The sequence below is a fragment of the Pantoea sp. X-Soil-YNGN-785 genome (assembly GCF_059730585.1).
Window position 1 is genome coordinate 126649 of the sequence record NZ_AP035942.1, and the last position, 24242, is coordinate 150890.

14 protein-coding genes and 1 pseudogene are annotated in these 24242 nt (G+C 57.1%); 10 read left to right on the top strand and 5 right to left on the bottom strand.

Going from position 1 to position 24242, the window contains the following annotated elements; translation table 11 throughout:
- Position 1 precedes the first annotated feature (1 nt).
- The 5 genes from bcsB to AC6I8E_RS00580 all read left to right on the top strand — a co-directional run bounded on the left by bcsB (position 2) and on the right by AC6I8E_RS00580 (position 11126).
- Positions 2-2290, top strand: a complete 2289-nt coding sequence (gene bcsB / locus AC6I8E_RS00560; RefSeq protein WP_377797423.1) for a cellulose biosynthesis cyclic di-GMP-binding regulatory protein BcsB — start codon at positions 2-4, stop codon at positions 2288-2290.
- Complete coding sequence (gene bcsC, locus AC6I8E_RS00565) at positions 2283-5750, top strand: cellulose synthase complex outer membrane protein BcsC (protein ID WP_497824317.1); 3468 nt, start codon at positions 2283-2285, stop codon at positions 5748-5750. The genes bcsB and bcsC overlap by 8 nt, the downstream gene beginning before the upstream one ends.
- A gap of 118 nt (positions 5751-5868) precedes the next feature.
- Positions 5869-7875, top strand: a complete 2007-nt coding sequence (hmsP, locus tag AC6I8E_RS00570; protein ID WP_147789664.1) for a biofilm formation regulator HmsP — start codon at positions 5869-5871, stop codon at positions 7873-7875.
- 225 nt (positions 7876-8100) lie between these two features.
- Entirely contained in the window at positions 8101-9390 is a 1290-nt protein-coding gene (locus AC6I8E_RS00575; protein ID WP_013359658.1) for a dicarboxylate/amino acid:cation symporter, read from the top strand.
- Between the two features lie 245 nt (positions 9391-9635).
- Positions 9636-11126, top strand: coding sequence for a M16 family metallopeptidase (locus AC6I8E_RS00580; RefSeq protein ID WP_497824318.1), 1491 nt, complete (start codon positions 9636-9638; stop codon positions 11124-11126).
- Between the two features lie 2 nt (positions 11127-11128).
- Here AC6I8E_RS00580 and AC6I8E_RS00585 read toward each other — a convergent pair whose 3' ends face one another.
- A complete protein-coding gene (locus AC6I8E_RS00585) occupies positions 11129-12001 on the bottom strand; it encodes an alpha/beta hydrolase (RefSeq protein ID WP_095706411.1) in 873 nt (290 codons plus the stop codon).
- A 492-nt stretch (positions 12002-12493) separates the two neighbouring features.
- On the opposite strand from AC6I8E_RS00585, the pseudogene msbA reads away from it, so the two are divergent.
- Positions 12494-14238 (top strand): annotated as a pseudogene (gene msbA / locus AC6I8E_RS00590) (lipid A ABC transporter ATP-binding protein/permease MsbA).
- Between the two features lie 98 nt (positions 14239-14336).
- Here msbA and kdgK read toward each other — a convergent pair.
- Positions 14337-15269, bottom strand: coding sequence for a 2-dehydro-3-deoxygluconokinase (gene kdgK, locus AC6I8E_RS00595; RefSeq protein ID WP_497824319.1), 933 nt, complete (start codon positions 15267-15269; stop codon positions 14337-14339).
- A gap of 281 nt (positions 15270-15550) precedes the next feature.
- Here kdgK and pdeH point away from each other — a divergent pair, with 281 nt between their 5' ends.
- Complete coding sequence (pdeH, locus tag AC6I8E_RS00600) at positions 15551-16324, top strand: cyclic-guanylate-specific phosphodiesterase (RefSeq protein ID WP_312217166.1); 774 nt, start codon at positions 15551-15553, stop codon at positions 16322-16324.
- Positions 16325-16387: 63 nt separating this feature from the next.
- The gene (locus AC6I8E_RS00605; protein ID WP_497824320.1) at positions 16388-18448 is read left to right on the top strand and encodes an AsmA family protein; all 2061 of its coding nucleotides are present in this window, start codon (positions 16388-16390) and stop codon (positions 18446-18448) included.
- Here AC6I8E_RS00605 and ppiC read toward each other — a convergent pair whose 3' ends face one another.
- Positions 18449-18730 carry a peptidylprolyl isomerase PpiC gene (gene ppiC / locus AC6I8E_RS00610; RefSeq protein WP_008926423.1) on the bottom strand — a complete coding sequence of 94 codons (282 nt, stop codon included), beginning with the start codon at positions 18728-18730 and terminating at the stop codon, positions 18449-18451.
- Between the two features lie 75 nt (positions 18731-18805).
- On the opposite strand from ppiC, the gene rep reads away from it, so the two are divergent.
- Positions 18806-20827 (top strand): DNA helicase Rep, encoded by a 2022-nt coding sequence (gene rep, locus AC6I8E_RS00615; protein WP_013359668.1) that lies wholly within the window; start codon positions 18806-18808, stop codon positions 20825-20827.
- A gap of 42 nt (positions 20828-20869) precedes the next feature.
- On the opposite strand, the gene gppA is transcribed toward rep, so the two are convergent.
- Complete coding sequence (gppA, locus tag AC6I8E_RS00620; RefSeq protein ID WP_013359669.1) at positions 20870-22354, bottom strand: guanosine-5'-triphosphate,3'-diphosphate diphosphatase; 1485 nt, start codon at positions 22352-22354, stop codon at positions 20870-20872.
- 6 nt (positions 22355-22360) lie between these two features.
- Positions 22361-23653, bottom strand: a complete 1293-nt coding sequence (rhlB, locus tag AC6I8E_RS00625) for an ATP-dependent RNA helicase RhlB (protein WP_013359670.1) — start codon at positions 23651-23653, stop codon at positions 22361-22363.
- 116 nt (positions 23654-23769) lie between these two features.
- On the opposite strand from rhlB, the gene trxA reads away from it, so the two are divergent.
- Positions 23770-24102: a thioredoxin TrxA gene (gene trxA / locus AC6I8E_RS00630; protein ID WP_003851963.1), complete on the top strand. Its 333-nt coding sequence runs from the start codon at positions 23770-23772 to the stop codon at positions 24100-24102.
- Positions 24103-24242 lie beyond the last annotated feature (140 nt).

Below are 24242 nucleotides of genomic sequence, written 5' to 3' on the forward strand. Positions count from 1 at the left end.
TATGACGACAACAGGAATAAACAGGTGGATCGCTGCACTGCTGCTGGGCTCGGCAACGCTGAGCAGTGCCGTGGCGCAGGAGAGTGCACCGGTCATGGCTACCGGAGAAACGGCGGTGCAATCGTTGCCGCAGCAGCCTGCCGCGCCGCTGCGTAGCAGTCAGCTGAGCTTTGCTAAGCTGGCCCCGCCGCCGGGCAGCATGACGCTGAGCGGAACGCGCCCCAGCGGGCAGATCGAGTTCGGGGTGCGCAGTGATGAGGTGGTGACACGTGCGCTGCTTAATCTCAGCTACCGGCCGTCGCCTGCGCTGCTGCCCACGCTGTCGCAGCTGAAAGTCTATCTCAATGATGAGCTGGTGAGCCTGATCACCCTGACGCCGGAACAGCCTGGCAAACAGAATCAGATGCAGTTGGCGATCGATCCCCGTTTTATCACCGACTTTAACCGCGTGCGCTTTGAGCTGGTCGGTCACTACGCCAACATCTGTGAAAATCCGGCTAACAGCACCATCTGGCTCGATATCGGCAAAGAGAGCGGTCTGGATCTGACGCTACAAAAGCTGCCGCTGAAAAATGACCTGTCTCATTTCCCGGAGCCCTTTCTTGATACGCGCGACACGCGACCGCTGACTCTGCCGATGGTGTTTGCTGCCCGGCCAGACGTTAACCAGCAGCGTGCCGCCGCGATCCTGGCCTCATGGTTCGGCAGCAAAGCCGCCTGGCGCGGACAGCATTTTCCGGTGCTCTACAATCAGCTGCCGCAACAGCAGCATGCGGTGGTGTTTGCCACCAACGATGCACGCCCGGATTTCCTGAAAAATTTGCCGCCGGTGATGAAGCCGACCGTGGCGATGGTAAGCCAGCCTGACAGTCCTTATGAAAAAATGCTGCTAATCCTGGGACGCAACGACGACGATCTGCTGACGGCGGTGCAGGGGATTGCGCAGGGTGAGCTGCTGTTACGCGGTGACAGCGCGACCGTCGACCGTGTCACACTGCTGGCACCGCGTCAGCCCTATGATGCGCCAAACTGGGTGCGGACCGATCGCCGCACCACATTTGCTGAGCTGACGCAGTATGAAAACCAGTTACAGTCCGACGGTCTGCAGCCCAACCCGATCAGCCTGACGCTGAACCTGCCGCCCGATCTCTTCCTGGTACGGGCGCGCGGTATCGATATGGATCTGAGCTATCGCTATACCTCGCCTGTCCACCCGGATGGCTCACGGCTGGCCGTTAACCTGAATAATCAGTTTATTCAGGACTACCCGCTGGTGCCGAAAAACACCGCCGGACAGCAACTGCTGCATATTCCGTTGATTCAGGGAATGATGGACAAGAATCATGAGCTGCTGATCCCGGCGCTGCGGCTGGGCGTGGTAAATCAGCTGCGCTTTGATTTTGACTATGCCAATACCTTTATGGGTGGCACCGCCGACGGGCGTTGTGAAACCGTGACGCCGGTAGGACACCATGTTGTGGTGGACGACAGTTCCAGCATCGACTTCTCTGGTTATCGCCACTACATCGAAATGCCCTCATTGCAGAGCTGGGCGAATGCGGGCTTCCCGTTCAGTCGCTACGCCGATCTGGCCCAGACGCTGGTGCTGGTCCAGCCCAATCCCGATGCACAGCAGGTCAGTACGCTGCTGAATGCGCTGGGCAATATGGGCGCGCAGACCGGCTATCCGGCGCTGCGCGTGCAGCTTACCGATGACTGGGGTACGGCGAAAAAGCAGGATGCGGATCTGCTGATGATCGGCGATATCCCCAAAGATCTTCAGGATGACCGTCGGATCACGGCGCTGGTCGATGCTACCGCCAGCTGGCTGAAAACCCCGGCGCGCAGGGTTTCTCAGCCTGTTCAGCCACTGAGCGAGGCTGAAAGAGCAGCGGAAAGCACTACGGCTATTGGGTCACGCGGCCCGCTGGCGACCGTGATTGGTTTCCAGTCGCCGTTTTACGATCAGCGCAGTGTCGTCGCGCTGCTCGCCGATGGCAGTCCGCGCAGCTGGCAGCTGCTTGATGAGGCGCTGGCTGACAGCGGCAAACGCCAGGCGATCTCAGGCTCCACGGCGATTATCCGTGAGTCGGGCGTCAACAGCCTGCGCGTTGGAGAGACCTACTTTGTCGGCCATCTGCCGTGGTGGGAGCGTCTCTGGTCGCTGCTCTCTTCACATCCCTTCTGGCTGGCACTCTGTGCGCTCTTTGTGGTGGTGCTGTTCGCGCTGATGACATGGCGTCTGATGCGAATTATTACCCGTCGTCGTTTACTGGATGAAGATGAATAACGCTCAGTTATTGCGGACAGGCATGCTGCTCGGCGCACTAAGTGCGCTGCCGGGCATGGCCGTCGCCGCTGACGGATCGGAAGTCTCGCCGGTCGACTGGCTGCTGACCCAGGTCCGTACCGGCGAGTCGACCAACAAATACGATCTGGTACAGCAGTCGCTCTATCGGCTGGAGAAAATCGATCCCGATAATCCCCAGGTGCTGGCGGCACGTCTGCGGCTGGCACTGCACCAGGGCGATATCGCCAGCGCGCAGTTGCTGCTGGATCAACTGAAAAAGGTTGCACCTGATTCGGCAGAGACGCGCGAATCAGCTGTCGGCCTGGCGCTGACCTCATCCGATGGACGGCAGCAACTGCAGCAGGCGCGTCTGCTTGCCACATCGGGGCGACTGACCGAGGCGAAAAGCGCTTATGATGCGCTGTTTAACGGCGTCTTCCCCGATCCCAATACCGCCCTGGAGTACTGGCGGCTGCTGGCGCGCCTTCCCGGCCAGGAGAGTGTGGCTTATCAGCAGCTTCAGGCACTGGAACAGCGCTATCCGGGCAATATCGGGGTTGAGCTACAAATTGCACGCATGGCGTTTAATCAGCAGCAGCCAGAAAAGGCGATAGCGCAGCTGAAAAAGCTGGCAAACAGCAACGGCGGGCGTACCGCTGCCGCCGACCTCTGGCTGCAGCAGATCACCAGTCAGCCGATCAGCGACAGCAGCGTGGCGCAGCTTAAAGCCTATCTGGCTGTGTTCACTGAGGGCGATGCGTACCAGCAGGGCGCAGAGGCGCTCGCGAAGCAGCAGACGACACTGGCCGATCCCGCTTATCGGGAAAGGATGCGGGCGCTGGCGCTGGTCGACGCAGGCGATGTGAATAACGCGATGACGACCCTTAACCGGGCGCTGAAAGCGAATCCCGATGATGCCGAATTAATGGGCGCGATGGGACAGACCCAGGCCCGCGCGGGCCATCGTGAGACTGCGATTCTGTGGCTGGAACGCGCCATCAAAGCGGGCCAGCAGAGCACGCTGATCGGCAAATGGCAGTCACTGTTGCAGAGCAATCGCTACTGGCTGGCGATTGAGCAGGGCGATAAAGCGCTGGCACAGCACGATATTGATGCTGCCGAAAAGCACTATCGCGCGGCGCAAACGTATGACAGCAGCGACAGCTATGCCCTGATTGGCCTGGGCGATGTGGCGATGGCCCGCAAAGAGACGGCGGCGGCTGAACAGTTCTGGCAGCGCGCGCGACGGCTGGATGGCACTAATATCACCGCGGTGCGTCGGCTGGCGGGACTGTATCAGACGGTGTCGCCCGCCCGCGAGATGGAATTCATCAATACCTTACCTGCTGCACAGCAGCGCGCACTGGCCGACACGATCCGGACGCTGCGCAGCGACAGCCTGCGCGCGGAAGCGGATGCCCTGGCGCAGCAGGCGCGCTGGTCGCAGGCCGCAGAGAAATATCGTCAGGCGCGCGAGCTGTCACCGGATGACGTCTGGCTCAGTTACCGGCTGGCAGGCGCACTGCGTAACAGCGGAGCCGGACAGCAGGCGGATGCGGTAATGCGCGCACTGCCGCAGCAGCATCCTCAGGACGCCACCGCGCTTTATGCGACCGCACTCTGGTTCTCAGGCAATGATAACAACAGCGAGGCGATGGCCACGCTGCATCGGCTGCCCGACGCGCAGTGGAGCAGCGATATGCGCGAGCTGGCTGACCGCCTGAAGCAGGATCAGATCTTTGCCCAGGCTGAGGCGCTGCGCGCCGCCGGGCAGGAGCAGGCAGCGGTGACGCTGCTTGAGCAGCAGCCGGTTTCTACCCGGCGAGACCTGATGCTGGCCGACTGGGCGCTGGAACGTGGTGAAGCGCCGCAGGCGCTGGCGGAATATCAGCAGGTGCTGTCGCGCCAGCCGGATAACGGCGATGCGGCGCTGGGGCGAATCGAAGCGCTGGTTGCCCTGCAGCGCAACAGCGAAGCCCGCCAGGCCCTGGCGCAACAGCCGCCCGTACAGGCGAGTGTCAATGCGGATCGCCGTATTGCGCTGGCGTGGCGGGCGGTGGGTGAAACCACGCGGGCTGCTGCGCAGTTTACCGATCTGAAACAGCGCGCCGCCGCGCTGCCGCCTTCGCAGGATAAGGCGCTGGTGTTTCGTGATGCGGCACGGCTGGAGGGCGCACAGCAGCAGCCTGAACAGGCACTGGCAGACTATCGTCAGGCGATGACGGCCAGCGGTATCGATAGCAGTGGCAATATCAGCCGTGCAACCCGCAACGATCCCCAGGATGACTGGCTGAAGCGCAGCCTGCGCAGCGACACGGCCGATCTTTATCGTCAGCAGCAGACCACGCTGACGGTGCAGCAGGACTATTCACGCAACAGCGGCACCGGCGGCATCTCTGATTTTACGGCGCACACCACCATGCTGCAGGCGGAACGTCCGTTTGCTGATGGCCGGGGCTTTGTCCGTCTTGATCGGGTGGATGTCTCCGCAGGCACCTTTACCACCCAAAACGGCAACATCGACGCTCTGTTTGGCAGCTGTGACGATGCGAATTCCGGCGGCTGCAGTCGTCAGACCCGCCAGCGCGATGAGGGTACGGCGCTGGCCGCTGGCTGGCATAACGCGACCTGGTCGGCTGACCTCGGTACTACGCCGCTGGGTTTTGAAGTCACGAACTGGACCGGTGGGCTGAGCTGGAAAACCGATGTGAAACAGCTCGGCGTCACACTCACTGCCTCACGCAGGCCGATCGCCAGTTCGCTGCTCTCCTATGCCGGGACGCGCGATCCCGCCGCCAATGGTGGCAAAAGCTGGGGCGGCGTAGTGGCCACGGGCGGCAGCATCGGGCTGAGTTACGATCAGGGCGGGGCGCATGGCGTCTGGGGCGACATCAGTGCGCATCAGATCACCGGTAAAAATGTTGCCGATAACAGCCGCGAGCGGCTGATGGGCGGCTATTACTACAAGCTCATCAACAGCGACAATCGCCGTGCGACCGTCGGGCTGAACAGCATGATCTGGCACTATCAGAAGGATCTCAGCGATTACACCTTCGGCCAGGGCGGTTACTACAGTCCGCAGCAGTATCTCTCTTTTTCCGTGCCGGTGACCTGGCGGCAGCGGACAGAGAACTGGTCGTTTGATCTGGGCGGCTCCGTCTCCTGGTCCCATTCGAAAACCAGTGCGCAGCAGCGTTATCCGGTTAATCCGGGTTATACCCTGGCCAGTAATCCGTCTTCTGCCAGCAGTTCCGGCGGCGGTACGGGCTATACGCTGCAGGCAGTGATTGAGCGACGGCTGACGTCGAACTGGTTTATTGGTGCGGGTGTCGATATTCAGCAGGCGAAGGATTACACCCCGAGTCATGGTCTGCTCTATGTGCGCTATGCTGCCGACGGCTGGGAAGGCGATCTCGATATGCCGCCACAGCCGCTGATCCCTTACGCAGATTTTAAATAACACGGAACGGGAAAAAGCAGGACTTTTCAGACGGTAAAAAAGTCAGTTTATGGGATATACTGGCGGGCATTGTCCTGTCTGCTATCTGGGCTTTTTTCATCGTCGGGAGAGAATTTTTTTGCGCGTAAGCCGGTCACTTACGATAAAGCAGATGGCGACAGTTTCGCTGGTTGCGGTTATCACCATCAGTATCTTTATCGTCATCCAACTGTTTCATTTTGTGCAGCAGCGCAGGATTGACTATGCCCAGCAGATGGAGAATATCGCACACACCGTCCGCCAGCCGCTGTCGGAAGCGGTGCTGCGTGCCGATATTTCTCAGGCCGAACGCATTCTTCATTCACTGAAGCCAGCCGGTATTTTATCGCGCGCCGATGTGGTGCTGCCGAATGCGTTCCAGGCCCTGCACGCCGACTTCGAGACGGAAAAACCGGTGCCGCTTCTGGTGGCCCGCCTGTTTGAGCTGCCGGTGCAGATTACCCTGCCGCTCTATTCGGTGGAAAATACCGGGATGCCGAAGCCGCTGGCCTATCTGGTGTTGCAGGCTAACTCGACGCGCGTCTACCAGTTTATCCTCAGCACGCTCTCGACCATGATCATCACCTACCTGCTACTGGCGCTGATCCTCTCCGTGGCGATCAGCTGGTGCATCAACCGGCTGGTGGTGCATCCGCTGCGCAATCTCTCACGGGAATTGCAGGAGCTGCCACCGCAGTCGATTCTGACGCATAAACTGACCCTGCCGCAGAGCCACCGCGATGACGAAATCGGCATGCTGATCCGCAGCTACAACCGCAATCAGCAGGTGCTGGAGTCGATTCATGACGAGATGAGTCGGCTGACTACCCATTTTGCCGTCACCGATCTGCCTAACCGTACGCTGTTTCTGGCGCTGGTCGAGCAGTTTATGTGCAACCCTGAACAGCCATTGGGTCTGATGGTGATCCGCATTGAAACGCTGCAGGAAGCTAACGGCGTACTGAGCGATGAGCAGCGCGATACGCTGATGCTGACGCTGGTGGAGAAGATCCGGCATACGCTGGATGACCATACCCTGCTGGCACAGACCGGTGTCAGCGACTTCGTGCTGTTAATGAAGCGCGCCAGTAATCCGTTCCGTGCGCTGCGCCTGGCGCGCAACCTGATGATTCGCCTGAATCAGCCGGTCAACCTGCATCAGCTGCAGCTGCGTCCTAACGTCAGTATCGGTCTGGCGCTGCGCGACGATCGGCCGCTGAGCGCGAATGAGCTGCTTGATCGCGCGACCTCGGCGATGATGTCGGCCCGTCATCAGGGCAAAAATCAGATCCTGTTCTTTGACGCCGCGCTGACCGAGCGTGCCCAGAAGCGTCTGACGCAGGAGCATGACATTCTGCAGGGGCTGCACGATGAGCAGTTCGCCCTTTACCTGCAACCTCAGGTGGATATGCGCACCGGCACGTTAACCGGCGCAGAAGCGCTGCTGCGTATGCGCCAGCCAGATGGCAGTTACGGTCTGACCGAAGAGTTTATTGCCAGTGCCGAAGAGATTGGCGTGATTAGCGCGATTGGCCGCTGGGTGTTTGAAGAGGCGTGCCGCATTCTGGCTGGCTGGCAGCGACAGGGCATTATGCTGCCGCTGAGTGTGAATATTTCCGCGGTGCAACTGCGGGATACCGGCGTAGTTTCTCATCTGCAATCTTTGCTGGCGCGCCACCGCATCGCACCTGGTACCCTGGTGCTGGAAGTGACAGAGACGGCTCAGCTTGACGATGCGGAACAGGCGATATCGATGCTGCGACTGTTGCAGCAGACCGGCGTGGCGGTGGCGCTGGATGATTTCGGCATGGGCTATTCCAACCTGAACTATCTCCATCAGCTCAAAGCGTTGCCGGTTAACAAACTGAAGATGGATCGCAGCTTTGTGGCGGCACTGCCGCATGACGACACCATGGTCCGCATCGTGGCGGCCATCGCCGAGATTATCCATCTGGAGGTAATTGCTGAAGGCGTGGAAACGGCAGAGCAGCGCGACTGGCTGCTGGCACGCGGTATCGCTATTGGTCAGGGCTATTTCTATGCGGAAGCGCTGCCGGTGAGCCGATTCAACGAGACGTGGATCGAAAACTCCTCACTGCCGCAATAATTGCCTGATTCATTGATTTTGCGAGAATTTTAGTTACAAAACCCCTTGCTGAAGCGTTTCAGTTCAGAATTACGATCCCAGGGTTTCCTGGGCGTTTGTCACCCTGTATTAATCACGTAAACAGAGTGTTATTTTCGGGTTACTGTCAGGCGCCACCTCTGTTGCCCGCCAGTCACAATAACGAATCCGACAACATCACCTCACGGCGTTAGTGGACACCTGTTTATGAAAACCTCACTTTTTAAAAGCCTTTACTTCCAGGTGCTGATGGCGATTGGCATCGGCGTTTTGTTAGGCCATTTTTACCCGGAGTTAGGGACTCAGATGAAGCCGCTGGGAGATGGCTTTGTTAAATTAATCAAGATGATTATCGCCCCGGTGATTTTCTGTACCGTGGTGACCGGCATCGCTGGCATGGAAAGCATGAAAGCGGTAGGGCGGACCGGCGCAGTAGCCCTGCTCTATTTTGAAATTGTCAGCACCATCGCGCTGATTATCGGCCTGATCGTGGTGAACGTCGTGCAGCCAGGTGCCGGGATGAATGTTGATCCTGCCACGCTGGACGCCAAAGCCGTGGCGATGTACGCCCAGCAGGCAGAACAGCAGGGCATCGTTCCTTTCCTGCTGGATATTATTCCTAACAGCGTGATTGGCGCCTTTGCCAGCGGCAACATTCTGCAGGTATTGCTGTTCGCCATTCTGTTTGGTTTTGCCCTGCATCGCCTGGGTAATACCGGCACGCTGATTTTCAACGTGATTGAAAATTTCTCAAAAGTGATTTTCGGCATTATTAACATGATCATGCGTCTGGCACCGATAGGGGCATTTGGCGCAATGGCGTTTACTATCGGTAAATATGGCGTGGGATCACTGGTGCAGCTCGGCCAGCTGATTATCTGCTTCTACATCACCTGCGTTCTGTTTGTGGTGATCGTGCTGGGGCTGATTGCGCGTCTGTTTGCCGGATTCAGCATCTTTAAGTTCATTGCCTATATCAAAGAAGAGCTGCTGATTGTGCTGGGAACCTCCTCTTCCGAGTCTGCGCTGCCGCGTATGCTGGATAAGATGGAGAAACTGGGCTGTAAGAAATCAGTGGTCGGGCTGGTGATCCCCACCGGTTACTCCTTTAACCTCGACGGCACCTCGATTTACCTGACCATGGCGGCGGTATTTATCGCTCAGGCGACCAATGCGCACATGGATATCTTCCATCAGATTACGCTGCTGGTGGTGCTGCTGCTCTCCTCGAAAGGCGCAGCGGGGGTAACCGGAAGCGGATTTATCGTACTGGCGGCGACGCTCTCCGCGGTAGGACATCTGCCGGTGGCGGGTCTGGCGCTGATACTCGGTATTGACCGCTTTATGTCCGAAGCCCGTGCGCTGACTAACCTGATCGGTAACGGTGTGGCGACCGTGGTGGTCGCGAAGTGGGTCGATCAGCTGGATCATAAACAGCTGACCGACACGCTGGCAGGCCGTAATAAGGAGAATAAAGCGTCTGAATCTTCAATTTAATCATTGAATTTCACTTAAATCCCCACAAATGCCCGCTGTCGCTTGCCCTGACAGCGGGCATTTGCATAATGAACCCCACTTGTTTTTTTGACGTTTTTCACTTCGTTGCGCGACATCCTGAGCTTCCTGTGGTCAAACACTTTGTTGTTGGATAACAGCGCGATTCGGCGCCAGCCGATTCGTTAATAACAGCGGCAATATGCGCCAGTGATAACGATATTTGAATTATTTGAGTAGGGGTTCACATGCAGGGCACCAGAATTCGGCTTTTGGTTGGTGGATTAGTGCTGGCAGGCAGCTTTGGTCTCCAGGCAGAAACGCTGCAACCGGATCCGGCCTGGCAGGAAGGCAAGCTGGATAATGGATTTAACTGGCAGTTACTGGCCACACCGCAGCGCCCCAGTGACCGCATTGAACTGCGGCTGGTGGTGAACACCGGTTCGCTGGTGGAAAGTGCGCAACAGACCGGCTTCAGCCATCTGCTGTCGCGTCTGGCGATGGTGCATAACACGGCGCTCGATACGCAGCAGCAGCGCGCGCTATGGCAACAGGCGATGGATCCTCAGCATCCGCTGCCGCCCGTCATCGCCTCCTATGATTCCACCCAATATAATCTGAGTCTGCCGAATAACCGCCCCGAGCTGCTGAAAGAAGCGCTGAACTGGCTGGCAGCCACGGCAGGCAATATGGCGATCACTGAAGAGGTGGTTAACACCGCGCTGGCCGCTTCCGATCCGGTGGCGACCTGGCCGAAAGATCCGCAGGATGTCTGGTGGCGCTACCGACTGAAAGGCTCCGCGCTGCTGGCGCACGATCCCGCTGCACAGCCCCGTGCGCCGGTTGATTTAACCCAGCTCAGCGATTTTTATCATCAGTGGTACACCCCGGACGCGATGACGTTCTACGTGGTAGGCAACGTCGACAGCCGTAACCTCTCTGAACAGATTAACAAAACCTTCTCGGCGTTAACCGGCAAACGCGAAACCCCTGCGCCACTGCCCACCCTGTCGCCGCTGCCGCACGAGCCGGTGAATCTGGTCAGCAGCAACATGACCCAGGATCGTCTCTCACTGGTGTGGGATACGCCGTGGCAGCCGATCCGTGACTCTCAGAATCTGCAGCGTTACTGGCAGGGCGATCTGGCCCGTGAAGCGCTGTTCTGGCATGTGCAGCGTGCACTCAGCGACAGTAAGGCACAGGGCATCCAGGTCGGATTTGACTGCCGTGTGCTTTATCAGCGTGCGCAGTGTTCCATCAACCTGGATGGGCGCAATGAAAATCTGGCGCAGAATATGAATCTGGTGGCGCGTGAGTTGGCAAACGTGCGTGATAAAGGTTTACCGCAGGAGGAGTTTGATGCGCTGATGGCGCAGAAGCTGCTGGAGCTGAACAAGCTGTTTACCACGTATGCCCGCACCGACACCGATGTGCTGATGAGTCAGCGCCTGCGCTCGCAGCAGAACGCCGTGGTCGATATCGCGCCTGAGCAGTATCAGAAGCTGCGTCAGACTTTCCTGGCCGGCCTGACCCGTGAACAGCTGAACCAGGAGCTGCGCCAGCAGCTGACGCAGGAGCTGATGATGGTTCTGATTCAGCCGGAAGGCGAAGCAGAAACCAACGTGAAGAGCCTGCAAAACAGCTGGGACAAAGTGATGTCACCATCAGCGGCACCGGCGACCAGCAATGAAGCCAGTCCGCCGGATAGCAACGTCAAAGACGTTCCGCCCGCCGCGTAACGTCAGGTTTTTGCCCTGAGCCATTCGGTCACTAACATCGGCCAGCTGGCGAGGGGCAAATCCGCCACGCCACGGATACCAAATCCGTGCCCGCCTTTCTGATAGAAATGCACCTCTGCCGGAACTTTGTGCTCACGCAGCGCGCCGAAAAACGCCATGCTGTGATTCACGGAGACATCATCATCGTCGGCGGCGTGGATTAACAGCGTCGGCGGCACCAGCGGATGAACCCGGGTTTCCATTGAGTAGGCTTCAATCGTTTTCTGATCCGGCCACGCACCCAGCAGGCGGGTTCTGGCACCTTCGTGGGCGAGGCCGTCACGCATGCTGATCAGGGGATAGACCAGTACCATCGCATCCGGACGCGGCGAGAAGTTTTCAGCGCCATCCTGCACCGGATAGAGTTTCTCTGCGAAACGCGTGCCCAGACTGGCTGCCACGTGGCCACCCGCCGAAAAGCCCATCATCACAATGTATTTACCGTTCAGGCCACGCTGTGCCCGATCGCGCAGGACGCGAACCGCACGCTGTGCATCGGCCAGCGGCGCATCGGGGCCTTCGTGATGTCCGTCGTAGGGCAGGCGATAGGTCATGACCGCCAGGGTATAGCCCATGGAGGTAAAGAAGGTCGCCAGCGCGCTGCCTTCACGATCGATCATTACACGCTGATAGCCACCGCCCGGTGCGACCAGCAGGGTAATGCCGTTGGATTCGACCGGATGCCAGATCGCCATCTCCGGGCAACGCACGCCGGTCGCGGCGCGATCGTAAGGCTCATACTCTTTTGCCATATCGACAATCTGCGGTTCGGCGCGGGAGTCGCTGGCGCCTGGCGCATCACCGTGTGGCCAGATATTAATAATTTCTGTGTGCATAAATAGATCCTGATGCGGGGAATATTTTAATTGTTTTGTTCGCGGCCGGAGAGAACAGCGTCCTGCTGTCTTTTGATTAAAAGATGGTCTTTTTTCAGGCGGTCGTCCATCCGAAAAGGGCGAATCTGACCAGATTCGGACTATGCCTGGAGAGAGATCTGTCTGCGTAAATTATTAATTTTAATCAATAAATTATAAGAGGGATTAACGGGGATTGCCGCAGGGTGTCTGTTATTAACCACTAATTTTCAGCTTAAGGTAAATGGCTGGCACGGGCCGCTTTGTTAGCCGCAATTTACCGGATATCACACTGTTTGCTGTTAAGACGACATAATGCTTTTAATGACAGAGTGATCTCCGCCTCGATGCTGAGATGAATGTGCCAGTCTCATTTGGGAATGGTCATCATCATTGACCATGAGGCAGTTTCCTGTTGGTTGATGCGGTTTAACATAACATCATCCGTCTGTTCACAACGGTAAGATGCATGCCATGTTTGATACCGATCTCTCCACCAGACAAACCTTTGGTCGCCTGTGGCCGACAATTTCTCCCTTCAGGCTGGGACTGCTGGTTGCGGGTGTTGCCCTGATCGTCAATGCTGCTATAGACCCGTTTATGCTGACGTTACTGAAGACGCTGCTGGACGATGTGATTGGCAAAAATAACCACGGCATTCTGGCCTGGATGCCGCTGGTGATTATCGGGCTGATCCTGATCCGCGGTGTCAGCGGCTAAATCTCCAGCTACTGCATCTCCTGGGTGTCAGGCAAAGTGGTCATGACCCTGCGGCGTCGGCTGTTCAGTCACATGATGGGCATGCCGGTATCGTTCTTTGATCAGCAATCAACCGGCACGCTGCTCTCCCGTATCAGCTACGACTGCGAACAGGTCGCGTCTTCCTCGTCCGGGTCGCTGGTCACGGTAGTACGTGAAGGGGCCTCGATTCTCGGCCTGTTTGTCATGATGTTCTACTACAGCTGGCAGCTTTCACTGATCCTGCTGGTTCTGGCTCCCATTGTGTCGCTGGCGATCCGCATCGTCTCCCGGCGCTTCCGCCGCATCAGCAAAAATATGCAGAACACCATGGGGCAGGTGACCTCTCATGCAGAGCAGATGCTGAAAGGCCATAAAGAGGTGCTGATGTTCGGCGGTCAGCAGGTTGAGACCGACCGCTTCGGCCAGGTCAGCAACAAAATGCGTCACCAGGGAATGAAAATGGTCTCGGCGACCTCGCTCTCCGATCCGATTATTCAGCTGCTCGCCTCCTCGGCACTCGCCTTTGTGCTCTATGCGGCCAGCTTCCCCTCGGTGATGCAGGCTCCATCAGCGCGGTGTTTTCCGCCATGCTGATGCTGATGCGTCCGTTAAAGTCGCTGACCAACGTCAATGCCCAGTTCCAGCGCGGCATGGCGGCCTGTCAGACGCTGTTTGCGATTCTGGATACGGAGCAGGAGAAAGACGAAGGTACACGCGTGGTTAAGCGCGCCATCGGCAACATTGAGTTTCGCGACGTCACCTTTACCTATCCGGGGGCGGAAACCCCGGCGCTGCAGCATATCAGTCTGACCCTTCCCGCCGGTAAAACCGTGGCGCTGGTTGGCCGTTCCGGTTCGGGGAAATCGACCCTCGCCAGCCTGCTGACGCGCTTTTACGACATCGACAGCGGCGAAATTTTGCTGGATGGGCATGACCTGCGTGATTACACCCTGGCCTCGCTGCGCGAGCAGATGGCGCTGGTTTCTCAGCATGTTCACCTGTTCAACGACACGGTCGCCAACAACATTGCTTATGCCCGCACCGACGTCTTCAGCCGCGAGGAAATTGAAAAGGCGGCAGAGATGGCTCATGCCATGGAATTCATTAATAAAATGGATAACGGACTGGATACGGTGATTGGGGAAAATGGGGTGCTGCTGTCGGGTGGACAGCGTCAGCGCATCGCGATTGCCCGCGCCCTGTTGCGCGACAGCCCGATTCTGATCCTCGACGAAGCGACCTCGGCCCTGGACACCGAGTCTGAACGCGCAATTCAGTCTGCGCTGGAAACACTACAGCAGAACCGGACCACGCTGATCATCGCTCACCGGCTCTCAACCATTGAAAAAGCAGATGAAATTCTGCTGATTGAAGAGGGGAGAATCGTGGAGCGCGGCTCGCATCAGCAGCTGCTGCAACAGAACGGCGCGTATGCGCGGCTCTATCAGATGCAGTTCAGTCAGTCGCTGTGTGCATAAGAGGCATGAATGCCCAAAGCTAAAAAAATGCGCCCAGGGGCGCATTTTCCGTCATCTGCATTCGCAGAGCGATCTTTACGACGCTAACTGCTTCAGTATCACTCAGGCATCGCCGCCGCCGGAATAATCGCGCCGCGATGCTGAATCACGGTGCTGGCGGTCAGGTGTCCGCGCTGCGCTGCGGCCTCCGCTGAGGCACCCGTCAGACGACGCGCCAGATATCCGGCACTGAATGAATCGCCAGCGGCTGTCGTATCGATCACTTTCTCTTTCGCCAGATGTACCGCAGGCACCTCGATCAGCGGCGCATCGCCGATAGCGACCAGACAGGAGTCTGCACCCCGCTTAATGACGATTTCGCTGGCACCGGCCTGACGGGTACGCGCAATAACGTCATTGAGTGGCTGCTCGCCCCACAGCAGATGTTCATCATCCAGCGTCAGGAAAGCGATATCGGTACAATTCAGCATGGCGCGATACGCAGCCTGCGCGCTGGCGCGATCGGCCCATAAACGCGGGCGGTAGTTGTTATCAAAAATCACCCTGCTGCCATTCGCCCGGCAGCGGGCCAGCAATGCCATCAGCTTCTCACGGCTTGCCGGCGGCAGAATCGCCAGACTGATGCCGCTAAGGTAGAGATAATCGTAGTGCGACAGCTGTTCGGCTATCTCTGCGGATTGCGGGCTGTCGAGCCAGTAACGCGCGGCAGCATCACTGCGCCAGTACCAGAAGGTACGCTCGCCATCGGCATCGGTTTCAATCACATACAGGCCCGGCATCTTATTATCGAGGCGCTGAATCAGGTCCGTATTCACCTTTTCCTGCTGCCAGGCGGCGATCATCTGATCGCTGAACGAATCCGTGCCCAGCGCGGTAACATAATCGACCCGTAACTGCTGCTCATCAACCTGGCGGGCGAGATAAACGGCCGTGTTAAGGGTATCGCCGCCAAAGCCCCGCTTAATGTTCTCACCCTTTTCGGACAGCTCAATCATGCATTCGCCGATGATGGCGATTTTCTTCTGCGTCATGGTTTCAGACCTGTAGTGAAATATCGCCTTAGTCTCGCGTCTGGTATGGCAGACGTCAATGGTTTTAAAACGGTGTTTTAATTTAACTTAAGGCGCTAAAAGGCCCCGATCCGGGCGATAAGAGCGGCTAATTTCGGCCTGTTTTACCGATTATGCTAACGAATCGGCTGGTAAACTCTCCGTTTTCATACGGCCGCCCCATTCATCTCATTATCACAGGCATTTACGATAATCACTTCAGTCTCCCGTTTTGGGGACGTGTTACCAACCAGGAAAATAGCATGGTGATGGAGAGTATTAGCCAATGGCTGCCGTCTTCAACCGACCTTAATCTCCACACGGAAACGCCGCTCTTCTGGCAACAATGTCATCGACGCTATCGGTTTCAGCCGATCTATCGGGTAACCGGTCGGTTACTCGCCATTGAACTGCTGACCGCCGTCTATCATCCCATGGCGCCGGAACGGAATCTCTCGCCTGAAGCCTGGTTTGCCGGACTCGACATCGCTCAGCGCCTGAACGTCGTGTATGAGCAGCTTGAACTCCTCGCAGAATGGACTGCATTTTTTGAACGCAATCATGTGGTCGCCTCGGTCAATATAGACGGCCCCTCACTGCTCGCCATTCAGCATCGACCTGCTATTCGCCAGCTTATTGCCCGGCTGCCCTGGTTACGCTTTGAACTCACCGAGCATCAGGTGCTGCCGCAGGAGGAGAAAGTAGCGAAAATTCCTGAGCTGGGAGCGCTGTGGCTGGATGATTTCGGTTCGGGTATGGCCAATTTCTCGGCGCTAACCCAGCTCAACTATGATTACATCAAGCTCTCGCGCGACCTGTTTGTTTTGCTGGGCACCACCGATGAAGGGCGCAGCCTGTTTTCTATGCTGCTGGCGCTGATCAATCGCTACTGTAACGGCGTCATTGTTGAAGGCGTTGAGACGGAAGCGCAGTGGCAGCAGGTGAAAGCGTCCCCCGCTATCGCAGCCCAGGGCTACTACTTTTCGCGGCCTGTCCCATTTTCTGAACTGAATCATCTCACTATCCAGCTTCCCTGATGCCGTTGCTCGCCGTCTCGACTATCTTTAACGCAGACCGTGAATGTGCAAGGAGAAAGCGTAATGTCGCGTACCGGGAAAATAGTCAGCTGGGTAGCAGGAATTCTGGTGTTATTAATCGTGGTGATTATCGTCGTCATCGCCACCTTTGACTGGAATCGCCTGAAGCCCACCATCAATCAGAAAGTCTCTGCCGAATTAAACCGTCCCTTTGCGATACGGGGAGATTTGGGTATCGACTGGGCAAGAAATCGCGACGAGGCAGGCTGGCGGCGCTGGGTTCCGTGGCCGCAGGTGCACGCGGAAGATATCATGCTGGGCAATCCGCCAGACATTCCTGACGTCACGATGGTGCATCTGCAACGTGTGGATGCCACGCTGTCACCACTGTCGTTGCTACATAAAGAGCTGTTTATCCCGTGGATTAAGCTGCAGCGGCCTGATGCCCGGCTGATCCAGACCGCAGATAAAAAGAACAACTGGACCTTTACCCTGGCCAATAGTGACAAAGATGAGAAGAGTGCCGCGCCGTCTGCGTGGTCCTTCCGTCTGGATAATATTCTGTTTGATCAGGGACAAATCCGTTATCGCGATGCCGTTAACCGTGCGGATGTGACGGTGCAGGTCAATCCTCTGGGTAAACCAGTGCCTTACGCGCAGATTGCCGGAGGCGATGACCAGCAGAAAGGCGCGGGCGATTTTGTCTTTGGCTGGAAAGCCAGTGGCACCTATAACAACGAGAATCTCACTGGCGACGGCAAAATTGGCGGCATGCTGTCGCTGCGCAGCCAGAACACTCCGTTCCCGATTCAGGCCGATGTGCGCAACGGCTCCACGCGCGTGCAGGTGACGGGCGGGTTGCAGGATCCGATGAACCTCGGCGGGCTTAACGTGCGGCTGCGCTTCGCAGGCGATACGCTGGCGAATCTCTATGGTCTGACCGGTGTCCTGTTGCCTGACACACCCCCTTATGAAACTGACGGCCATCTGATTGCGAAATTCAATGGCGAAAAGGGTGCGGTCTACCGCTATGAGAAATTCAACGGACACATTGGCGACAGCGATATTCATGGCTCGCTGATTTACACGCAGGGCAAACCCCGTCCGACGCTGACCGGCGAACTGACCTCGGAGCAGCTGCGTATGGCCGATCTGGGGCCGCTGATTGGCGTGGACTCCGGCAAAGGCAGTGAAAAAACCGCGCAGGCCAAAGCCCGTCGTGGTGAGAAATCGAATCAGCCTGCCGACCGCGTGCTGCCGCATGATAAATTTGAGACTAAAAACTGGGACGTGATGGATGCCGATGTGAAGTTCAGTGGCAAACGAATCGAACACAGTAATTCCCTGCCGTTAAGCGATCTCTATACCCACTTACAGCTGAAAAGCGGCGATCTGCTGCTGGATCCGCTGCGCTTTGGTGTGGCAGGCGGCAGTCTCAACAGTACCATCCGGCTGGAGGGCGATCGATCGCCGATGCGTGGCCGGGTTGACCTTCATGTCCGTAAGCTGCAGCTGCGTCAGCTCTTCCCGACGGTGGACGCAATGAAGAACAGCCGTGGTCAGCTCAATGGCGATGCCAGCTTTACCGGCACTGGTAACTCAGTGGCCGATCTGCTGGCGACCAGCAACGGTCAGCTTAAGCTGCTGATGAATGATGGACTGATCAGCCGCAGCCTGATGGAGATTGCCGGACTCAACGTCGGTAACTACGTGGTCGGCAAGCTGTTTGGCGATGACCAGGTGCGTATCAACTGTGCCGCGACCGATCTCAGACTGCAGAATGGTGTGGCGACGCCTAACCTGTTTGTGTTTGATACCGAGAACGCGATTATCAATGTGTCAGGTAATGCGAACTTCGGCAGTGAGCGGCTGGATCTGTCGGTGAATCCGGAGAGCAAGGGCATCCGCATCGTGACGCTGCGCTCCCCGCTCTACGTGCGCGGCACCTTTAAAAATCCGGATGCAGGCGTGAAAGCGGGGCCACTGCTGGCCCGCGGTGCCGCTGCCGTGGCACTGGGTGCGGTCGTCGGTCCGGCAGCGGCCCTGCTGGCCATGATCTCGCCAAGTGATAACGAAGACAATCAGTGCAGCACCGTCCTGCAGCAGATGAAACAGAAGAAGTAACTAGTTGCGGTAGAGCACTTTGATAATGTGATAACCAAAGCCGGTCTTTACCGGCCCGTAAGGCGTCAGCAGCGGGCAGGTAAAGACCGCTTTATCAAAGGCCGGCACCATCTGTCCCTGCCGGAACTCGCCCAGATCGCCCCCCTTACGGCCGGAAGGACAGGTTGAGTGCTTCTTTGCCAGCTCCTGAAAATTGCCGCCTTTCGCCAGTTTCGCCAGAATCTCTTTTGCCAGCGCTTCCTCTTTGACCAGGATGTGTAAAGCCGCCGCGGTTTTCGCCATGTTGGTATCTCGGTTGTGTATAATTGCCGCCCAGTATAAACCCCTTTCTTTTGATTCAATCAGGCGATTTCTTTTATGCGTTTAAACCCCAGCCAACAACGTGCCGTCGAATTTGTTACCGGTCCCTGTCTGGTGCTGGCGGGCGCGGGATCGGGTAAAACCCGCGTGATTACCAACAAAATCGCCCATCTGATTCGTGAATGTGGCTATCAGGCGCGCCACATCGCCGCGGTAACGTTTACCAATAAAGCTTCGCGCGAAATGAAAGAGCGTGTGGCGCAGACGCTGGGCCGCAAAGAGGCGCGCGGCCTGCTGATCTCAACCTTCCATACGCTGGGACTGGAGATCATCAAACGCGAAACGGCGGCGCTGGGCATGAAGTCGAACTTCTCGCTGTTCGACGATCAGGATCAGCTCGCCCTGCTGAAAGAACTGACCAAAGAGTGGCTGGAAGAGGATAAGACGCTGTTGCAGCAGCTTATCTCCACCATCTCGAACTGGAAAAACGATCTGATCGATCCGCAGGGCGCTGCTGCGCAGGCGAAATCACAGCAGGATAATATCTTTGCCCACTGCTATGCCCTCTATAGTCAGCATCTCAAGGCGTGCAACGTGCTGGACTTTGATGACCTGATCCTGCTGCCGACGCTGCTGCTGCAGCGTAATCAGGAAGTGCGTGAGCGCTGGCAGCAGCGTATCCGCTATCTGCTGGTGGATGAGTATCAGGACACAAACACCAGCCAGTATGAGCTGGTTAAGCTGCTGGTTGGCACACGTGCGCGCTTCACGGTAGTCGGCGACGATGACCAGTCGATTTACTCCTGGCGCGGCGCTCGGCCGCAGAATCTGGTGCTGCTGAATCAGGATTTCCCGGCGCTGGAGGTGGTGAAGCTGGAGCAGAACTACCGCTCTTCGCAGCGCATCCTGAAGGCGGCCAATATCCTGATTGCCAATAATCCGCACGTCTTTGAGAAGCGGCTCTTTTCGGAGCTGGGGCAGGGCAGCGAGCTGAAAGTGCTGACCGCCAACAGCGAAGAGCATGAGGCGGAGCGGGTCACCGGTGAACTGATCGCGCATCACTTTATTAACCGCACGCAATACAAAGATTACGCGATTCTGTATCGCGGCAACCATCAGTCACGGACCTTTGAAAAGTTTCTGATGCAGAACCGCATCCCTTATCGCATCTCTGGCGGCACCTCTTTCTTCTCCCGGCCGGAGATTAAAGATCTGCTCGCCTATCTGCGTGTGCTGACCAATCCTGAGGATGACAGCGCGTTTCTGCGCATCGTTAATACGCCGCGCCGCGAGATTGGCCCGGCCACGCTGCAGAAGCTCGGTGAATGGGCCAACCTGCGCAGCAAGAGTCTGTTTAACGCCAGTTTTGATGTCGGTCTGGGGCAGACGCTGAGCGGCCGTGGTCTGGAGCATCTGCAGCGCTTCACCCACTGGCTGAATGAGATTATCCAGCTGAGCGAACGTGAGCCGGTGAATGCCGTCCGCGATTTGATTCGCGGCATCGACTACGAAAGCTGGCTGTTCGAAACCTCGGGCAGCCCCAAAGCCGCCGAAATGCGGATGAAAAACGTCAACACGCTGTTTCAGTGGATGACTGAAATGCTCGAAGGCAGCGATATCGATGAGCCAATGACGCTGGCGCAGGTGGTGACGCGCTTTACCCTGCGCGACATGATGGAGCGCAGTGAAAGCGATGAAGAGCTGGATCAGGTGCAACTGATGACGCTGCACGCCTCTAAAGGTCTGGAGTTCCCCTATGTGTTCCTGGTGGGCATGGAAGAGGGACTGCTGCCGCATCAGAGCAGCATCGATGAGAACAACATCGAAGAGGAGCGTCGTCTGGCTTACGTGGGGATCACGCGGGCGCAGAAAGAACTGACTTTTACCCTGTGTCGCGAACGCCGGCAGTATGGCGAGTTAATCCGGCCAGAACCGAGTCGTTTCCTGCTGGAGCTGCCGCAGGACGATCTGCAATGGGAGACCGAGCGCAAAGTGGTCAGTGCGGAAGAGCGGATGAAAACCGGGCAGAGTCGGGTCGCCGGATTGAGAGCGATGCTGGATAAGGCGAAGAAGAGTTAAACCTCGCAGGAGGCGAAGGAAATTCGCCTCACGCGGGTGCTATTACGACAGGGTTAACAACCAGTGGACGTAAGACTGATAGTGGCTTTCCTGCTCCAGCAGTTCGCTGCGCAGCGGATGCGCCTCCAGCCAGCCTGCGGGCAGGGTCAGATGCAGGGCATCATCGTCTGCCAGTAGCCGCACTGCAGGCAGGGTGTCATCGCGACGGCGGGTGGAGAAAATAATCGCCAGCCGCAGCAGACGGCACATCCGTTCCGCCAGACGCGGCGGCAGCGCGTTTTGCTGAGTCAGCAATGCCAGATCGATGCTGCCGCTCTGATTTTGCAGTAAACAGGCCAGCAGCTTCTTCTGCGCCGGTGTGAAGCCAGGCAGATCGAGGTGACGCACCAGATACGCCGCGTGCTGTGGCGCATGACGGAAGTCGACGCTCAGGCCAATTTCGTGGATCGCGCAGGCGCTGAGCAGCAGCTCACGACAGCGCTGATCCAGCTTCCACGGCGTGGAAACCTGACGGAAAAAACTCTCAGCCAGCTGACGCACGCGGTCTGCCTGTTCGACATCAATGCTGAAACGGCGCTGGACGTTGTGCAGCGTACGGGTACGGATATCGCGGTCAATCGGCAGATGCAGCATGCCGTAAACCAGTCCTTCCCGCAGTGCACCACCAGCCAGCGTCATGCTATCAATGCTGAGCGTCTGGAAGATAGCGATCAGGATCGACAGGCCGCTGGGGAACACCAGTGCCCGTTCCAGCGTCAGTCCTTCAATTTCCAGCTCTTCCAGTTTGCCGCACTGAATGGCGCGCTGCTTCAGCTGCTGCAGTTTATTCAGCGTGATGCGCTCATCCATACCCTGCGCCACCATGATCTCCTGCAGCGCCTGAACCGTGCCGGATGCACCGACACAGGCCTGCCAGCCCTGCGCACGCAGCTGCGCGGCAATCGGCTGGATCATCTCACGGGCCGCCTGCTCAGCCTGGTCGAAGTTCTCTTTTGCCAGATGACGATCGCTGAAGAAGCGCTCCAGCCACGTCACGCAGCCCATCGACAGGCTGAATAAGACGGATGCGTGTGAGCCGTCGCCGGTAGCCAGTTCGGTACTGCCGCCGCCGATATCGACCACTAAGCGCTTGTCGGAACCGCCGGTAGTGTGGGCCACGCCCTGATAAATCAGGCGCGCCTCTTCTTCACCGCTGATGACGTTAATGGTACAGCCGAGAATCTGCTGGGCGGTGTCGAGGAAGGTCTGCGCATTGGCAGCCAGACGCAGCGTGGCGGTCGCCACCACGCGAATCTGATCGGGGGGAATATCCTGCAGTTGTTCAGAGAAGAGTCTGAGGCATTGCCAGCCACGCGACATCGCGTCGGCTGACAACAGGTTATTTTTATCCAGACCGGCAGCAAGGCGAACCTTGCGCTTAATTTTTGCGACGGTCTGAATACTGCCAGAGACTTCGCGCACCACCAACATATGAAAGCTGTTAGACCCTAAATCGATCGCTGCATAAAGTGACGACGCGCTGAGCATGGTGGCCTAACCTGAACGTTTGCGGTTGTTGTTGCGTGGAGCTCCGCGACGATTGGCGTTATTCCCTCCGCGACGCTGGCCATTGCCGGTACGGCTGCGTTGCAGACGTTTAGGCGGCGGTAAATCGGTTAACAACGCCTCGCTGCTGTACTTGCTGACCGGAATGCTGTGGCCAATGTACTCTTCAATTGAAGGCAGGTTCAGCGCGTACTCTTCACAGGCCAGGCTGATCGAGTGTCCGCTGGCGCCGGCACGACCGGTACGGCCAATACGGTGAACGTAATCTTCACAGTCATCTGGCAGATCGTAGTTAAAGACGTGCGTCACAGCCGGAATGTGCAGGCCGCGAGCGGCTACATCGGTGGCGACCAGAATATCCACATCACCTTTGGTAAAGTCATCCAGAATGCGCAGGCGCTTCTTCTGAGCCACGTCGCCAGTCAGCAGACCAACACGGTGTCCATCGGCAGCCAGATGGCCCCAGATATCTTCACAGCGGTGCTTGGTGTTGGCGAATACAATGGCGCGATCGGGCCACTCTTCTTCCAGCAGGGTCTGCAGCAGGCGCATTTTCTCTTCGTTAGACGGATAGAAAAGCTCTTCCTGAATGCGATGGCCGGTTTTTTGTTCCGGTTCCACTTCGACATATTCAGCGCTGTTCATGTGCTCAAACGCCAGTTCGCGGACGCGGTAAGAGAGCGTCGCCGAGAACAGCATGCTCAGACGCTGCGTAGCAGGCGGCATGCGACGGAACAGCCAGCGGATATCTTTAATAAAGCCGAGATCGAACATGCGATCGGCTTCGTCCAGCACCATGACCTGAATGGCACCGAGATTGACATGATTCTGCTTCGCGTAATCGATCAGGCGGCCGGTGGTTGCCACCAGAATATCAACGCCCTGTTCCAGCACTTTCAGCTGTTTATCATAACCGTCTCCGCCATAGGCGAGACCCAGTTTCAGGCCGGTTGAGGCGGTAAGGGGTTCGGCATCCGCATGAATCTGCACAGCAAGTTCACGCGTCGGCGCAAGAATTAAAGCCCGTGGCTGGTTAACCTGACGACCTTCCGCCGCAGGATGAGAGAGAAGATGATGAAACGTTGACGTCAGAAACGCCATCGTTTTGCCGGTACCGGTTTGCGCCTGGCCTGCAACATCACGCCCTGAAAGCGTAAAAGGCAGAGCTAACGCCTGAATCGGCGTGCAGTATTGAAAGCCTTTACTATCAAGGGCTTCCACCACTTTTGGGTGCAGGGCGAAGTCGGAAAACTTCTGTTCAGTTAAGTGTGTTTTGCTCATAGTGTGGTAGAATATCAGCTTACTATCGCTTTACGAAAGCGTATCCGATGAAATAAAGTCAACCAACATTGGTATATATTACGCCAATTCGCCAGGCATAATCTTTGGAGTAAAACATGAGCAGCGATAAAATCGTTCATCTGACTGATGACAGTTTCGACACCGACGTGCTGAAAGCCGACGGCGTTACACTGGTAGATTTCTGGGCTGAATGGTGTGGTCCTTGCAAAATGATCGCGCCCATCCTTGATGAAGTTGCAGAAGAGTATGATGGCAAGCTGACCATCGCTAAGCTGAATATTGATGACAACCCAGGCACGGCACCGAAATACGGCATTCGTGGTATCCCGACGCTGCTGCTGTTTAAAAATGGCGAAGTCGCCGCGACCAAAGTGGGCGCGCTGTCTAAAGGCCAGCTGAAAGAGTTCCTGAACGCCAACCTGGCGTAATTCAGGGCTGAACGTCTGGCAGTGGTGAATTTATCTCCTGCTGCTGGACGTTCGCTTTCGGGCGTGCTAAGTTACCAATACTGCATTACGAACTTACCTTGTAGTTTGCATCTGAAAGTTTTCCCTTGTTGAACCCTGTC

Bases quoted from the DNA above. Each gene is read 5' to 3' on its own strand.
- AC6I8E_RS00605 (WP_497824320.1), top strand. From the start codon at position 16,388: ATGTCGCGTACCGGGAAAATAGTCAGCTGGGTAGCAGGAATTCTGGTG.
- bcsB (WP_377797423.1), top strand. From the start codon at position 2: ATGACGACAACAGGAATAAACAGGTGGATCGCTGCACTGCTGCTGGGC.
- rep (WP_013359668.1), top strand. From the start codon at position 18,806: ATGCGTTTAAACCCCAGCCAACAACGTGCCGTCGAATTTGTTACCGGT.
- kdgK (WP_497824319.1), bottom strand. From the start codon at position 15,269: ATGACGCAGAAGAAAATCGCCATCATCGGCGAATGCATGATTGAGCTG.
- bcsC (WP_497824317.1), top strand. From the start codon at position 2,283: ATGAATAACGCTCAGTTATTGCGGACAGGCATGCTGCTCGGCGCACTA.
- trxA (WP_003851963.1), top strand. From the start codon at position 23,770: ATGAGCAGCGATAAAATCGTTCATCTGACTGATGACAGTTTCGACACC.
- AC6I8E_RS00580 (WP_497824318.1), top strand. From the start codon at position 9,636: ATGCAGGGCACCAGAATTCGGCTTTTGGTTGGTGGATTAGTGCTGGCA.
- ppiC (WP_008926423.1), bottom strand. From the start codon at position 18,730: ATGGCGAAAACCGCGGCGGCTTTACACATCCTGGTCAAAGAGGAAGCG.
- pdeH (WP_312217166.1), top strand. From the start codon at position 15,551: ATGGTGATGGAGAGTATTAGCCAATGGCTGCCGTCTTCAACCGACCTT.
- AC6I8E_RS00575 (WP_013359658.1), top strand. From the start codon at position 8,101: ATGAAAACCTCACTTTTTAAAAGCCTTTACTTCCAGGTGCTGATGGCG.
- gppA (WP_013359669.1), bottom strand. From the start codon at position 22,354: ATGCTCAGCGCGTCGTCACTTTATGCAGCGATCGATTTAGGGTCTAAC.
- AC6I8E_RS00585 (WP_095706411.1), bottom strand. From the start codon at position 12,001: ATGCACACAGAAATTATTAATATCTGGCCACACGGTGATGCGCCAGGC.
- rhlB (WP_013359670.1), bottom strand. From the start codon at position 23,653: ATGAGCAAAACACACTTAACTGAACAGAAGTTTTCCGACTTCGCCCTG.